General features: G+C 62.7%; 14 protein-coding genes. 11 read left to right on the top strand and 3 right to left on the bottom strand.

The window, feature by feature from the left end; translation table 11 throughout:
- The first annotated feature begins 10 nt into the window (after positions 1 to 10).
- Both CEC48_RS10755 and CEC48_RS10750 read left to right on the top strand, forming a co-directional pair.
- The gene (locus CEC48_RS10755) at positions 11 to 844 is read left to right on the top strand and encodes an ABC transporter permease (RefSeq protein ID WP_088423715.1); all 834 of its coding nucleotides are present in this window, start codon (positions 11 to 13) and stop codon (positions 842 to 844) included.
- 2 nt (positions 845 to 846) lie between these two features.
- Entirely contained in the window at positions 847 to 1,560 is a 714-nt protein-coding gene (locus CEC48_RS10750) for an ABC transporter ATP-binding protein (protein WP_088423714.1), read from the top strand.
- 136 nt (positions 1,561 to 1,696) lie between these two features.
- Here CEC48_RS10750 and CEC48_RS10745 read toward each other — a convergent pair whose 3' ends face one another.
- The 3 genes from CEC48_RS10745 to CEC48_RS10735 form a co-directional block, all read right to left on the bottom strand.
- Positions 1,697 to 2,632 carry a FecR domain-containing protein gene (locus CEC48_RS10745; protein ID WP_088423713.1) on the bottom strand — a complete coding sequence of 312 codons (936 nt, stop codon included), beginning with the start codon at positions 2,630 to 2,632 and terminating at the stop codon, positions 1,697 to 1,699.
- On the bottom strand, positions 2,629 to 3,147 hold the full coding sequence (locus CEC48_RS10740; RefSeq protein WP_088423712.1) for a sigma-70 family RNA polymerase sigma factor: 519 nt from the start codon (positions 3,145 to 3,147) through the stop codon (positions 2,629 to 2,631). The genes CEC48_RS10745 and CEC48_RS10740 overlap by 4 nt, the downstream gene beginning before the upstream one ends.
- Before the next feature lie 92 nt (positions 3,148 to 3,239).
- Complete coding sequence (locus CEC48_RS10735; RefSeq protein WP_088423711.1) at positions 3,240 to 4,181, bottom strand: LysR family transcriptional regulator; 942 nt, start codon at positions 4,179 to 4,181, stop codon at positions 3,240 to 3,242.
- A gap of 117 nt (positions 4,182 to 4,298) precedes the next feature.
- On the opposite strand from CEC48_RS10735, the gene CEC48_RS10730 reads away from it, so the two are divergent.
- The 9 genes from CEC48_RS10730 to CEC48_RS31680 form a co-directional block, all read left to right on the top strand.
- The gene (locus tag CEC48_RS10730) at positions 4,299 to 5,594 is read left to right on the top strand and encodes an MFS transporter (protein ID WP_088423710.1); all 1,296 of its coding nucleotides are present in this window, start codon (positions 4,299 to 4,301) and stop codon (positions 5,592 to 5,594) included.
- Between the two features lie 15 nt (positions 5,595 to 5,609).
- Positions 5,610 to 6,794, top strand: coding sequence for an L-rhamnonate dehydratase (gene rhmD, locus CEC48_RS10725; RefSeq protein WP_088423709.1), 1,185 nt, complete (start codon positions 5,610 to 5,612; stop codon positions 6,792 to 6,794).
- A gap of 11 nt (positions 6,795 to 6,805) precedes the next feature.
- Positions 6,806 to 7,606 (top strand): HpcH/HpaI aldolase/citrate lyase family protein, encoded by an 801-nt coding sequence (locus CEC48_RS10720; RefSeq protein ID WP_088423708.1) that lies wholly within the window; start codon positions 6,806 to 6,808, stop codon positions 7,604 to 7,606.
- A 10-nt stretch (positions 7,607 to 7,616) separates the two neighbouring features.
- Positions 7,617 to 9,050 carry an aldehyde dehydrogenase gene (gene aldA, locus CEC48_RS10715; RefSeq protein WP_088423707.1) on the top strand — a complete coding sequence of 478 codons (1,434 nt, stop codon included), beginning with the start codon at positions 7,617 to 7,619 and terminating at the stop codon, positions 9,048 to 9,050.
- A gap of 72 nt (positions 9,051 to 9,122) precedes the next feature.
- On the top strand, positions 9,123 to 10,004 hold the full coding sequence (locus CEC48_RS10710; RefSeq protein WP_088423706.1) for an amidohydrolase: 882 nt from the start codon (positions 9,123 to 9,125) through the stop codon (positions 10,002 to 10,004).
- Positions 10,004 to 10,324: an L-rhamnose mutarotase gene (gene rhaM / locus CEC48_RS10705; RefSeq protein ID WP_088423705.1), complete on the top strand. Its 321-nt coding sequence runs from the start codon at positions 10,004 to 10,006 to the stop codon at positions 10,322 to 10,324. The genes CEC48_RS10710 and rhaM overlap by 1 nt, the downstream gene beginning before the upstream one ends.
- A 39-nt stretch (positions 10,325 to 10,363) precedes the next feature.
- Positions 10,364 to 11,422 carry an L-rhamnose/proton symporter RhaT gene (gene rhaT, locus CEC48_RS10700; RefSeq protein WP_088423704.1) on the top strand — a complete coding sequence of 353 codons (1,059 nt, stop codon included), beginning with the start codon at positions 10,364 to 10,366 and terminating at the stop codon, positions 11,420 to 11,422.
- Between the two features lie 27 nt (positions 11,423 to 11,449).
- Positions 11,450 to 12,220 carry an SDR family NAD(P)-dependent oxidoreductase gene (locus CEC48_RS10695; RefSeq protein ID WP_088423703.1) on the top strand — a complete coding sequence of 257 codons (771 nt, stop codon included), beginning with the start codon at positions 11,450 to 11,452 and terminating at the stop codon, positions 12,218 to 12,220.
- Positions 12,204 to 12,402: hypothetical protein (locus CEC48_RS31680; protein ID WP_218192529.1), on the top strand; the 199-nt coding region annotated here is incomplete at its 3' end. The genes CEC48_RS10695 and CEC48_RS31680, both read left to right, overlap by 17 nt.

Below are 12,402 nucleotides of genomic sequence, written 5' to 3'. Positions count from 1 at the left end.
GGGGAGCGTCATGAGCAGCAAAAGCGAAGCCCTGCCCGTCGCACTGGCGCCCACCCTCACCGCGCAGCGCAGCGCCTGGCCACGGCGGCTCAAGGGCCTGGCGTTGCCGGTACTGATCCTGGTGATCCTTGAGGTGGTAGTGCGCATCGGCTGGTTGCCGTCCTACCAGATGCCGGCCCCCAGCGAAATCGCCGTGACCCTCACCGACCTCGCCGAAGGTGCACTGTGGAAACACATCAGCGCCAGTTTGTTGCGGGTGCTGCTGGGGTTCACCATCGGCGCCAGCCTGGCCTTGGTGTTTGCCGCCTGGGTCGGTTTGAGCCGCGAGGCCGAGGCGTACCTGGAGCCGACCTTCGCCGGCCTGCGCTCGATCCCGAGCCTGGCCTGGGTGCCGCTGTTGCTGCTGTGGCTGGGCATTGATGAAACCTCCAAGATCGTGCTGATTGCCATCGGCGCGTTCTTCCCGGTGTACCTCAATGGCGTCGCGGCGATTCGCGACATCGACCGCAAACTGGTGGAAGTCGGGCAAATGTATGGCTTCAGCCGTACGCGCCTGGTGCGCCGCATCCTGTTGCCCGCCGCCCTGCCCGGTTTGTTCACCGGCTTGCGCAGCGGCTTGAGCCTGGCATGGATGTTCCTGGTGGCCGCCGAGTTGATCGCCGCCACCAAGGGCCTGGGTTACCTGCTCAGCGATGGCCGGGAAACCTCGCGGCCCGACATTGTGCTGGCGGCGATCATCGTGTTGGCGCTGCTGGGCAAGATCAGCGACGGCCTGCTGGCCGCCCTGGAAACACGCTGCCTGGCCTGGCGCGACACCTTCAACGGCCAAGGTCCGGAGCATTGAGCATGAGCGAACCGCTGCTGGATATTCGCGTCGAGCGTAAGAACTTCGGCACTACCACGGTGCTGACCAACGTCCACCTGGCGTTGCAACCGCGGGAAGCGGTGAGTTTGCTGGGGCCCAGCGGCTGCGGCAAAAGCACCTTGCTGCGCATCGTCGCCGGGCTGGAAAAGGACTATCAGGGTGAACTGTTGCAAGGCGGTGGCGAGGTCGCGTTTGTCTTCCAGGAACCGCGTCTGATGCCTTGGCTGACGGTTGAGCAAAACATCGGCTTCAGCGATGACGACGGCTATGACAAAGCCTGGGTTACGCAGTTGATTGATGAGGTGGGGCTTACCGGCTTTGCCCAGGCATTGCCCAAGGCGTTGTCTGGCGGGATGGCGCAACGGGTGGCGATTGCTCGCGGGCTGTATTCGCGACCGCAAGTGTTGCTGCTGGATGAGCCGTTCAGCGCGGTGGATGCGTTTACCCGCATGAAGCTTCAGGATCTGCTGCTGCAATTGGCTGAGCACCATGGGATCGCCCTGCTGTTGGTGACTCACGATGTGGACGAAGCGCTGTACCTGAGTGACCGGGTGCTGGTGATGGACAACCGGCCGAGCAGTATTCGCCAGGAACTGGCGGTGGAGCTGGTGCATCCGCGGGACCGGCGGGATCCTCTGTTGTCGCGGCTCAAGGCATTGGCGTTGACCGAACTGCAACGGGCGCATGTGATCTGAAAACGCCGAGATCAAAAATGTGGGAGCGGGTTTGCTCGCGAAGGCGGTGGATCAGTCGCTGTAGATGTCGACTGTCACACCGCATTCGCGAGCAAGCCCGCTCCCACATTGGGTCTTCAGTGTTCTTTAGATCGCATCAGGCAAGCGTTTTACGCGGCGTCAGCGTCACCCAATATCGCGTGCGGGACTGCACGTCCAGCTGCATTGTCGACGCCAGCAACGCAAGGATACGGTCAGTATCCGCCAACTGAAAACTCCCGGTCACCCGCAGCGCTTCAAGGCTCGGGTCCCAACGCAGCACCCCTGGCCGGTACCGCTCCAACTCCCGCAAGAAATCGCCCAACAGCTGGTTCTGCGCCGTCAACACGCCGTCGCGCCACCCCAGTTGCTGCGCATCAAACGCCACCGCAGCGCCCATCCCGGATGCCTGCAACCGTGCCTGCTGCCCGCCTTGCAAGGTCGCCATTTGCCCACGCAGATCCTGCACCTGCACCGCGCCCTTGAGCACCGACACCAGGCACCCGGAAGACAACTGCCGCACACACACTTCAGCCTGGCTGACGATCACCTGGCCATAACGCGTCTGCACCGTCAGCGCGCCGGCGCCAGGCACGGTCAACGCCATTTCCCCTTCCACCAGCGTCACACGGCGTCGGGCCACAACCACATCCACCGCACTCGCGGTATTGAGTTGCAGGCTGCTGCCATCGGCCAGCGGCACCCGCTTGCGTTCGCCAGTGGCGGTGTGCAGGTCGGCGCGCCAAACGTCGATCGGCAATTGCCGGCTGAGCAACCACGCAGCCGGCACCAGCGCCGCCACACCCAAGGCACGCTTGAGCACCGCGCGCCGCCCCGGTTGCGGGCGATCGAGGCTGGCCATGGCCAATGCCGGCGGCAAGTCGGTGAACCGCTGGCGCAGCAACTGGGCTTTTTGCCAGATCTGTTCGTGCTGGGGATGGCTGTCGCGCCACTGTTGCAGGCTGGCGTGATCACGCTCGGTAGCGGTACCGGATTCCAGCAGCGCCAGCCATTGCGCCGCCGCGCGGGCAAGATCGGGTGCGGTGCGGCTCACAGTTCCACCAGCAGGCAATGCTCATACGCCTGGGCCATGTAGCGCTTGACCGTACGCTCCGAGACCTTGAGCCGCTCGGCAATCTCCCGGTAGCCCAGGCCTTCCAGCTGGCTCCAGAGAAACGCGCGACGCACCACCGGCGGCAAACCGTCGAGCAGCTCATCCAGGGCTTGCAGGGTTTCCAGCAGCAACCAGCGCTGTTCCGGTGACGGTACGCAAGCCTCGGGCAACTGCATCAACGCGTTGAGATACGCCTGCTCCAGGCTGCGCCGCTGGTGGAAATTGATCAGCAAGCGCTTGCCCACCGTCACCAGGTAGGCCCGGGGCTCCTGCAATTGCGCAATCGGCTGGGCGCTGGCCAGCACCCGCAGGAACGTGTCCTGGCTCAGGTCGGCCGCATCCCAGGCATTGCCCAAACGGCGCCGCAGCCAGCTTTCGAGCCAGCTGCGATGGTCGCGGTACAAGGTGTGAAGACTCGGTTCAGCGAAGTGCGTCGGCAATACAGCATCATTCATGGCAAGTAACCTGCGCGGCGCGAGTTAATCTCAAATGAGATTAATTCTAATTAATATCCCGCCGACACACCACGTTCTTTTGCACAGAGTGTTTAAAGCATCGCGCCCTTTTGCCTGAGTATGTCGATAAATAACCCCAGTTCCCGGCTCACCGGGTCGCCCTTGCGCAGCATGATGCCGAACGGTGCGAGCTGCACCTCCAGCGCCACCGGCAGTGCCACTACCAGGCCCATTTTCAGGTAATCGCGCAGGGCGCTTTCCGAGAGCACCATGATCGCGTCAGTCAGTTGAATCAGTTGCTGCATGGAGTACACCGAGCTGCATTCGATGATGTCCGCCGGTTGCGGCAGTGCCAGGTGTTGCAGCGCCTCATCAAAACCGATGCGCGCCGGGCTGGTTTGCGGTTGCAGGATCCACGGCCAGTCGCTGACCAGTTCCGCCAGCGGCAGATGTTCGCGCTGGGCCAGGGGATGGCCGGCGTGCACCACCGCCAGCATGCGTTCATTGCCCAGGGGTTCGAAGCTGTAATGCTCGCTGTCGGTGGCGGCGTTGCGCCGGGCAATGGCCAGGTCGATGCGGCCCTGCTCCAGCAACTGGATCACCTGGTCGCTGGTGTCGCCCATGATGCGAATGCGCATCTGCGGGTTGAGCGTCTTGATCTGCGCAATCGAGTCCATCACCAGGTCGGGGGCCGCGCCCATGATGGTGCCGATCGACAAATACCCGTAGCCGCCCTGCTGGCGCACCATCAGTTCCTCGGCGCAGCGGTCGAGGCCGCTCAGGGCCGATTCGGCAAAGCGGATCAGCTCCTTGCCCAGCGCCGTGGGGCGCATGCCACGGGGCAGGCGCTCGAACAGGTCGCAGGCAAACATGTCTTCGATCTCGCGCAACATGCGCGTCGCCGCCGGCTGCGACATGTTCAGGCTTTGGGACGCGCGGTGCAGGTTCTGGCTGGAACTCAGGGCTACCAGCATATGCAGATGCTTGTAGCGCAGACGGTTGAACAGGCTGCGGGAGATCGCGGGACTACTCATTTTTTTCCTTGTCATCGATACCCTGAGGTTATCAGTTGTAAGCGAGATTCGATTTGTAGCGCATAGATCGGGCGCCGTACAGTCCTCCCCATAAGAACAAAACAACCGGACTGAACAATGAAGACCCTGCCTGCGTCTCTGCTCGCCAAGATTTCCTGGCGGCTGCTGCCCTTCCTGCTGTTGATGTACATCATGGCCTTCCTCGACCGCGCCAACGTCGGGTTCGCCAAACAAGCCTTCCAGGCCGACACGGGCCTCAGTGATGCCGCTTTCGCCTTTGGCGCCGGGGTGTTTTTTGTCGGCTATGCGCTGCTGGAAGTACCCAGCAACCTGATCATGCACCGTGTCGGCGCCCGCCTGTGGATGTGCCGGATCATGGTCAGTTGGGGCTTGGTGTCCGCCGCGATGATGTTTGCCCACAACGAAACCAGCTTCTACGTGTTGCGCTTCCTGCTGGGCGTGGCCGAAGCCGGATTCTTCCCCGGCGTGATCCTCTACCTCACCTACTGGTTCCCCTCTGCGGTACGCGGCAAGGCCATGGGGTTCTTCTACTTTGGCGCGCCACTGGCCTTCATCTTCGGCAGCCCGCTGTCCGGTCTGTTGCTGGAGCTGGACGGGTTCTACGGGCTGCACGGCTGGCAATGGCTGTTCGTCGTGGAAGGCCTGATGGCCACGGCGGTGGGCATCTGGGCCTATTGGTACCTGGACAACCGCCCCGCCGATGCCCAATGGCTGAGCGTTGCAGAACGTCGCCAGATCCAGGACCTGCTGGACCACGAAGACCAGCACAAGACCACCCACGGCCGCAGCCTGCTCAACGTGCTGTGCCAGCCCAGCGTGCTGTACCTGTGCCTGGTTTACCTGCTGATCCAGGCCAGCGTGTATGGCGTGGTGTTCTACTTGCCAACTCAGGTCGGCGGCCTGCTGGGCACCAAGGTCGGCTTGATGGTGGGCCTGGTTTCGGCGATTCCGTGGGTGTGTGCACTGTTCGCCGCCTGGTGGATTCCCGGCTACTCCGACCGCACTGGCGAGCGCCGCAAAACCGCCTCGCTGACCCTGTTAATGGCCGCCGCCGGGATTGCCTGCTCGGTGACCTTCGCCAACCCGCTGCTGGGCATGCTCGCCCTGTGTTTTGCCGCCTCGGGTTTTATTGCCGTGCAACCGGTGTTCTGGACCTTTCCGTCCAGCTACCTGGCCGGCAGCGCAGCGGCCGCCGGTATCGCCCTGATCAACTCCTTCGGCGCCCTCGGTGGGTTTATCGCGCCGGTGCTGAAGAACTGGGCAGAAACCGCCTTTAACTCCCCTGCGGCCGGCCTCTACCTGCTGTCCGCCACCACTGTACTCGCAGCCTTGCTGGTACTCGGTATCCATTCGCCAGGCCAAAAAGTGACGAACACGCCGGCCACTGTTTAATCAAGGAGTCACACCATGGGTAACATCACTATCAAGCACGTGCGCGCCTTTGTGCTGCGCGGCGGCGGCGCGGATTACCACGACCAGGCAGACGGCCACTGGATCGACGACCACATCAGCACCCCCATGAGCAAATACCCCGAATACCGCCAGAGCCGCCGCAGTTTCGGGATCAATGTGCTTGGCACACTCGTCGTGGAAATCGAGGCCAGTGACGGCACCGTCGGGTTCGCCGTGACCACCGGTGGCGAGCCCGCTGCGTATATCGTCGAGAAGCACTTGGCGCGCTTCCTCGAAGGCGCCCGCGTCACCGACATCGAGAAAATCTGGGACCAGATGTACCAGTCCACCCTGTATTACGGGCGCAAAGGCCTGGTGATCAACACGATCTCCGGCGTCGACCTGGCACTGTGGGACCTGCTCGGCAAGATCCGCCAGGAGCCAGTGCACCAGTTGCTCGGCGGCGCGGTGAGGGACGAGTTGCAGTTCTACGCCACCGGCGCCCGCCCGGACCTGGCGCAGAAGATGGGCTTTATCGGCGGCAAGATGCCCCTGCACCACAGCCCTTCGGAAGGCGAAGAAGGCCTGCGCAAAAACCTCGAGGAACTGGCGTCCATGCGCGAGCGGGTCGGCCCGGACTTCTGGCTGATGCTCGACTGCTGGATGAGCCTGGACCTGAACTACGCCACCAAACTGGCAATCGGCGCCCACGAATACGGCCTGAAATGGATCGAAGAAGCGCTGTCGCCCGACGACTACTGGGGCTATGCCGCCCTGCGCAACAACGTGCCCAAAGGCATGTTGGTCACCACCGGCGAACACGAAGCCACCCGCTGGGGCTTTCGCATGCTGCTGGAGATGGGCTGCTGCGACATTATCCAGCCGGACGTGGGCTGGTGCGGCGGCCTCACCGAACTGGTGAAAATCTCCGCCCTGGCCGATGCCCACAACGCGCTGGTGGTGCCCCACGGTTCGTCGGTCTACAGCTACCACTTTGTCGCCACCCGTCATAACAGCCCGTTCGCCGAGTTCCTGATGATGGCGCCCAAGGCCGATGAAGTGGTGCCGATGTTCCACCCGCAACTGCTCGGCGAACCGGTACCGGTGAATGGCCGCATGCGCCTGTCAGCGCTGGACAAGCCTGGGTTTGGCGTGGACCTGAACCCCGACTGCCAGCTGCATCGTCCGTATAACCGCTGAGGACTCCTGCCATGAACATGCCCCACAACGCTTTCAAGGCCGCGCTGCGCAAAGACGCCGCGCAATACGGGATCTGGGCCGGCTTCGCCACCGCCTATGCCGCCGAGATCGTCGCCAGCATCGGTTATGACTGGATGCTGATCGACGGCGAACACGCCCCCAACACCGTGCCCAGCGTGCTCAACCAGCTCCAGGCCGTGGCGCCCTACGGCACTGCGCCGGTGGTGCGTGCGGTGAGCAGCGACGCCAACCTGATCAAGCAACTGCTGGACGTGGGCGCCCAAACGCTGATGATCCCGATGGTGGAAACCGCCGAGCAGGCCCAGGCCCTGGTGCGCGCCATGCGCTATCCGCCCCACGGCATTCGTGGCGTCGGCGGTGGCTTGACCCGCGCCACCCGCTGGGACGGCGTGGCCGATTACCTCAACACTGCCCATGAACAGCTGTGCCTGATTGTGCAGGTGGAGTCGCGCCTGGGCGTTGAAAACGTCGCGGCAATTGCGGCGGTGGAAGGCGTGGACGCGGTATTTATCGGCCCGGCCGACCTGTCCATTGGCCTGGGTCACGCCGGCAACCCCGGGCATCCCGAGGTGCAAGAACGCATCCAGCACGCGGTCAACGCCACGCTGGCGGCCGGCAAAGCCTGCGGCATCCTCGCGCCCAACGAAGACGACGCCCGTCGTTATCAAGCCTGGGGCTGCCAGTTCATTGCGGTGGCCATCGACATCAGCCTGCTGCGCCAGGGCGCCATGGCGACCCTGGCCCGCTATCGCCCAGCCGCCGAGGCCCAGGCGCCGTCACGTACTTACTGAGGAGCTAAGCATGTCATCCGTACCGGTCTACCAGAACTTCATCAACGGCCGCTTTACCCCAAGCGATGCGCACCTTGATGTGTTGAACCCGGCCACCGGCGCCCTGTTGTCGAAGGTCCCGGCGTCCACCTTTGATGACGTCGACCAGGCCCTGGCCGCTGCCCGTCATGCACAAAAGGATTGGGCGCGAAAACCGGCCATCGAACGCGCCGGGCACTTGCGCCGCATCGCCGCCAAGCTGCGGGAAAACGTCACCCACCTGGCGCGCACCATCACCCTGGAGCAAGGCAAGGTCACGGGCCTTGCGGAAGTGGAAGTCAACTTCACCGCCGATTACCTCGACTACATGGCCGAGTGGGCGCGCCGTATTGAAGGCGAGATCATCACCAGCGACCGGCCCAACGAAAACATCTTCCTGTTCCGCAAACCGCTGGGCGTGGTGGCCGGCATCCTGCCGTGGAATTTCCCGTTCTTCCTGATTGCCCGCAAGATGGCCCCGGCGTTGCTGACCGGCAACACCATCGTGATCAAACCCAGCGAAGAAACGCCAAACAACTGCTTCGAGTTCGCCAAGCTGGTGGCCGAAACCGACCTGCCGGCCGGGGTCTTCAACGTAGTGTGCGGCGACGGCCGCGTTGGCGGCGCCCTCACCGCCCACAAGGGCGTGGACATGATCAGCTTCACCGGCAGCGTTGCCACCGGCTCGCGGATCATGGCCGCCGCCGCGCCGAATATCACCAAGCTCAACCTGGAGCTGGGCGGCAAGGCACCCGCCATCGTCCTCGCTGATGCCGACCTGGACCTCGCGGTAAAAGCCATTCGTGACTCGCGGATCATCAACAGCGGCCAGGTGTGCAACTGCGCCGAACGGGTGTATGTAGAGCGCAAGGTTGCCGACCAGTTTATCGAGCGCATCAGCGCCGCGATGGCCGCCACCCGCTACGGCGACCCCATCGCCCAGGTCGATGTAGAGATGGGCCCGCTGATCAACCGCCAGGGTCTGGACAGCGTCAACCGCAAGGTGCGCACCGCGTTGGATCAGGGTGCATCGCTGGTCAGCGGCGGGCAGATCGCCGACTTGGGCCAGGGTTTTCACTTCCAGCCCACGGTATTGGCCGGCTGCCGCGCCGACATGGAGATCATGCGCGAAGAAATCTTCGGCCCGGTGCTGCCGATCCAGATCGTCGATGACCTGGATGAAGCGATTTCCATGGCCAACGACTGTGACTACGGCCTGACCTCCTCGATCTACACCCGCGACCTGGGCAAGGCGATGCAGGCGGTACGCGAGTTGTCGTTCGGCGAAACCTACGTCAACCGCGAGAACTTCGAAGCCATGCAAGGCTTCCATGCCGGCGTGCGCAAATCCGGGATCGGCGGCGCCGATGGCAAGCACGGCCTGTATGAGTACACCCATACCCATGCGGTGTACTTGCAGGGCTGAGGTGGTGCAACGGGCTCTTGCGCGGTAGCGTGCGGGCCCTTCCCTATCAATTCTTCCGACAAGGATTGCGCAATGCCTCTTACCCCTTACAGCGGGCCGATCATCGACAGCCATTTGCACCTGTTCGACCCGCACCGCCCCCAGGGCATTCCCTGGCCCGAACCGGGCAACGCGCTGTATGCCGTGCATTTGCCGGCGGACTATTGGGCACTGGCCGCTGACCACAACGTGATCGGCGCCATTGCCGTGGAAGCCAGCCCATGGCGCGCCGACAACCGCTGGTTGCTGGAAACCTTGCGCAGCGACCCGCGCATGCTCGGCTTCGTCGGCAACCTGGACCCGCTGCACAGCGACTTTGCGGCAGACCTTAATGCCCTGGCCCATGAACCGCTGTTCCTGGGCTTGCGCTACGGCAACCTGTGGAACCGCGATTTGCTCGAAGACCAGACGCGCCCCGGCTTCATCGACGGCCTGCGCCGCCTCGCCGAATGCGGGCGCGGCCTGGACAGTGCCAACCCCAACCCGCGCCTGATCAAAGGCCTGCTGCATTTGAGCGATGCCCTGCCGGAGCTTCGAATCATCGTCGATCACCTGCCCAATGCCAGCGTTCCAGCCGGTGAAGAAGCGACGTATCACGCCGACCTGATGCGCCTGGCAGAGCGGCCCAACGTGTTCGCCAAACTCGCGGAAATCCCCCAGGTCGGCCCGCATGGATTGATCCTTGATCCGGCCTTCTACAACGACCGTCTGGCCGTGTTGTGGGAAGCCTTCGGCGAAGACCGCTGCTTCTTTGGCAGCGACTGGCCCAACAGCGATCACCTGGCCAACTTCGCCACCACCCTGGGCCTGGTGAAAGCCTGCATGGCGAACAAACCCGAGGACGTACAGGGCAAGTTCTTCCTGCACAACGCAGTGCGGATCTACAGCCCCACGCCACCCCACGGAGGCGAGTAATGCAGACCCGAGCCTTTCGCATGAACCTCAACCCTGGCCTGCACGATGAGTACCGTCGGCGCCACGCCGAGATCTGGCCCGAACTCGCCCAAGCCCTGCGCGATGCTGGCGTGGTGGACTACCGGATCTTCCTCGACGAGGCCAGCAACGCCTTGTTCGCCGTGATGACCCACCAAGACCAGCACGGCCTCGACGCCCTGCCCGAAACCGCGCTGATGCAACGTTGGTGGCAGTACATGCAAGACATCATGCCAAGCCACCCGGACGCCTCGCCCGTCAGCGTGGACCTGGTCCCGATGTTCAGCCTCACCCCGGGCTGAATCAGCGTTTACCACAACAATAAAAAAGGATTCGAACACGTGGAAATCATTCTCTTCGGTGTGATCCTGCACTTCATCGGCGGCTTCGCCTCCGGCAGTTTCTACATCCCCTACAAGAAGGTCCGTGGCTGGGCCTGGGAAAGCTATTGGATCACCGGCGGCCTGGTGTCGTGGCTGATCGTGCCGCTGATTGCCGCGCAACTGACCGTGCCTGGCTGGGTCGACATCCTGCGCCAGGCCGACAGCAGCACCTTGCTCTGGACCTACCTGTTCGGCGTGCTCTGGGGCATCGGCGGGCTGACCTTCGGCCTGACCATGCGTTACCTCGGGCTGTCCCTGGGCATGTCGCTGGTACTGGGCCTGACCTCGGCCCTTGGTGCGTTGATGCCGGCGCTGTACCGCGACCTGTTCACCGACGCCACCGAAGGCACCCTGACCTCGATGCTCGCCTCCCAGGGTGGGCATTGGGTGCTGTGGGGTGTGGCGGTGTCACTGGTGGGCATCGCGGTGTGTGGCAAGGCCGGGTTGATCAAGGAACGGGAAGTGCCGGAGGCGGTGAAGTTCGCCAGCATCAGCGAGTTCTCGGTGACCAAGGGCATGCTGGTGGCGGTGATCTCGGGCGTACTGAGCGCGTGCTTCAGCTACGGCATTTCCGCCGGGCGTCCGCTGGCTGCCGCCGCCGTTGAACATGGTGCCAACAGCCTGTTCCAGAACAACGTGACCTTTATGGTGATCATGTGGGGCGGCCTGACCACCAACGGCATCTGGTGCCTGTGGCTGAACTGGCGCAACCGTACGTTCCATAACTACACCGATCGCAGCACTCCGCTGCTGAGCAACTACCTGCTGGTGGCGTGTGCCGGGACCTTGTGGTTCCTGCAGTTTTTCTTCTATGGCATGGGCGAAAGTCGCCTGCACAACGACGCCAGTTCGTGGGTGCTGCATATGTCTTTCATCATCATCGTGTCCAACTGCTGGGGTCTGTATTTCCGTGAATGGCAAGGCACCAGTGCTACCAACAAAAGCGTATTGGTTGCCGGTATCGCGGTGATTCTGGGCGCTATCGCCATGGTCGGTTACGGCAACTATCTCGGCTGAGGCCGTTTGTTTTCGAGGAGTTTAGTTATGTTACTTACAGATAAAACCGTGATTATTACTGGTGCTTCCCGGGGTATTGGGCGCGCGGCTGCCCGTGAATGTGCGCGTCAGGGGGCGCGTGTGGTGATTGGCCATAGTGGCAGTGGCCAGGGCACCGAGGCGGCGTTTTCGTTGATCGAGGAGATCAAGGGGTTTGGTGGGCGGGCGGTCGAAGTGGGCGGTGATGCGGCTGATCCGGATACCGGTGACAAGCTGGTGGCTGGGGCGCTGAAGGCGTTTGGGAGTGTTGATGTGTTCGTCAACAATGCCGGGATTTGTCCGTTTCACTCGTTTCTGGATATGCCGCGTGAGGTGTATCTGAAGACGGTGAATACCAATCTCAATGGGGCCTATTTTGCGGTGCAGGCGGCGGCCAATCAGATGAAGAACCAAGGCACGGGTGGGGCGATTATAGCGGTCAGTTCCATCAGTGCGTTGGTGGGGGGCGGGATGCAAACGCATTACACGCCGACCAAGGCCGGGCTGCATTCGTTGATGCAGTCGTGCGCGATTGCGTTGGGGCCCTATGGGATTCGCTGTAATTCGGTGTTGCCGGGGACGATCGCTACCGACATCAACAAGGAGGATTTGGCGGATGAGGAGAAGCTCGCGTACATGACGTCGCGTACGCCGCTGGGGCGGTTGGGGGAGCCCGATGATGTTGCGGGGCCCATTGTGTTTCTGGCCTCGGATATGGCGCGGTATGTGACCGGGGCTTCGTTGCTGGTGGATGGGGGGTTGTTTGTCAACTTGCAGTAGCGTTGGGGGGCATATCCGTTATTTTTGTTATGGCTGCTATTGGTTCCGCTCTTACAGCCATGCCTTTCAAGGTCTTGGTTTAAAATCCCCCAAACAACCCAGTCAGGACGACGAAACTATGTGGGAAAAGGTTCTAGAGCGGTTTGAAAAACAAGCACCGGCCAGTGTCATGACCAAACTGG

The sequence above is a fragment of the Pseudomonas sp. K2I15 genome (genome assembly GCF_002204795.1).
Classification (GTDB): Bacteria; Pseudomonadota; Gammaproteobacteria; order Pseudomonadales; family Pseudomonadaceae; genus Aquipseudomonas.
Note: the sequence above shows the minus strand (reverse complement) of the source record. Positions and strands in the feature narration are given on the sequence as shown.

Bases quoted from the DNA above. Each gene is read 5' to 3' on its own strand.
- CEC48_RS10755 (WP_088423715.1), top strand. From the start codon at position 11: ATGAGCAGCAAAAGCGAAGCCCTGCCCGTCGCACTGGCGCCCACCCTC.
- CEC48_RS10750 (WP_088423714.1), top strand. From the start codon at position 847: ATGAGCGAACCGCTGCTGGATATTCGCGTCGAGCGTAAGAACTTCGGC.
- CEC48_RS10740 (WP_088423712.1), bottom strand. From the start codon at position 3,147: ATGAATGATGCTGTATTGCCGACGCACTTCGCTGAACCGAGTCTTCAC.
- CEC48_RS10735 (WP_088423711.1), bottom strand. From the start codon at position 4,181: ATGAGTAGTCCCGCGATCTCCCGCAGCCTGTTCAACCGTCTGCGCTAC.
- CEC48_RS10730 (WP_088423710.1), top strand. From the start codon at position 4,299: ATGAAGACCCTGCCTGCGTCTCTGCTCGCCAAGATTTCCTGGCGGCTG.
- rhmD (WP_088423709.1), top strand. From the start codon at position 5,610: ATGGGTAACATCACTATCAAGCACGTGCGCGCCTTTGTGCTGCGCGGC.
- CEC48_RS10720 (WP_088423708.1), top strand. From the start codon at position 6,806: ATGAACATGCCCCACAACGCTTTCAAGGCCGCGCTGCGCAAAGACGCC.
- aldA (WP_088423707.1), top strand. From the start codon at position 7,617: ATGTCATCCGTACCGGTCTACCAGAACTTCATCAACGGCCGCTTTACC.
- CEC48_RS10710 (WP_088423706.1), top strand. From the start codon at position 9,123: ATGCCTCTTACCCCTTACAGCGGGCCGATCATCGACAGCCATTTGCAC.
- rhaM (WP_088423705.1), top strand. From the start codon at position 10,004: ATGCAGACCCGAGCCTTTCGCATGAACCTCAACCCTGGCCTGCACGAT.
- CEC48_RS10695 (WP_088423703.1), top strand. From the start codon at position 11,450: ATGTTACTTACAGATAAAACCGTGATTATTACTGGTGCTTCCCGGGGT.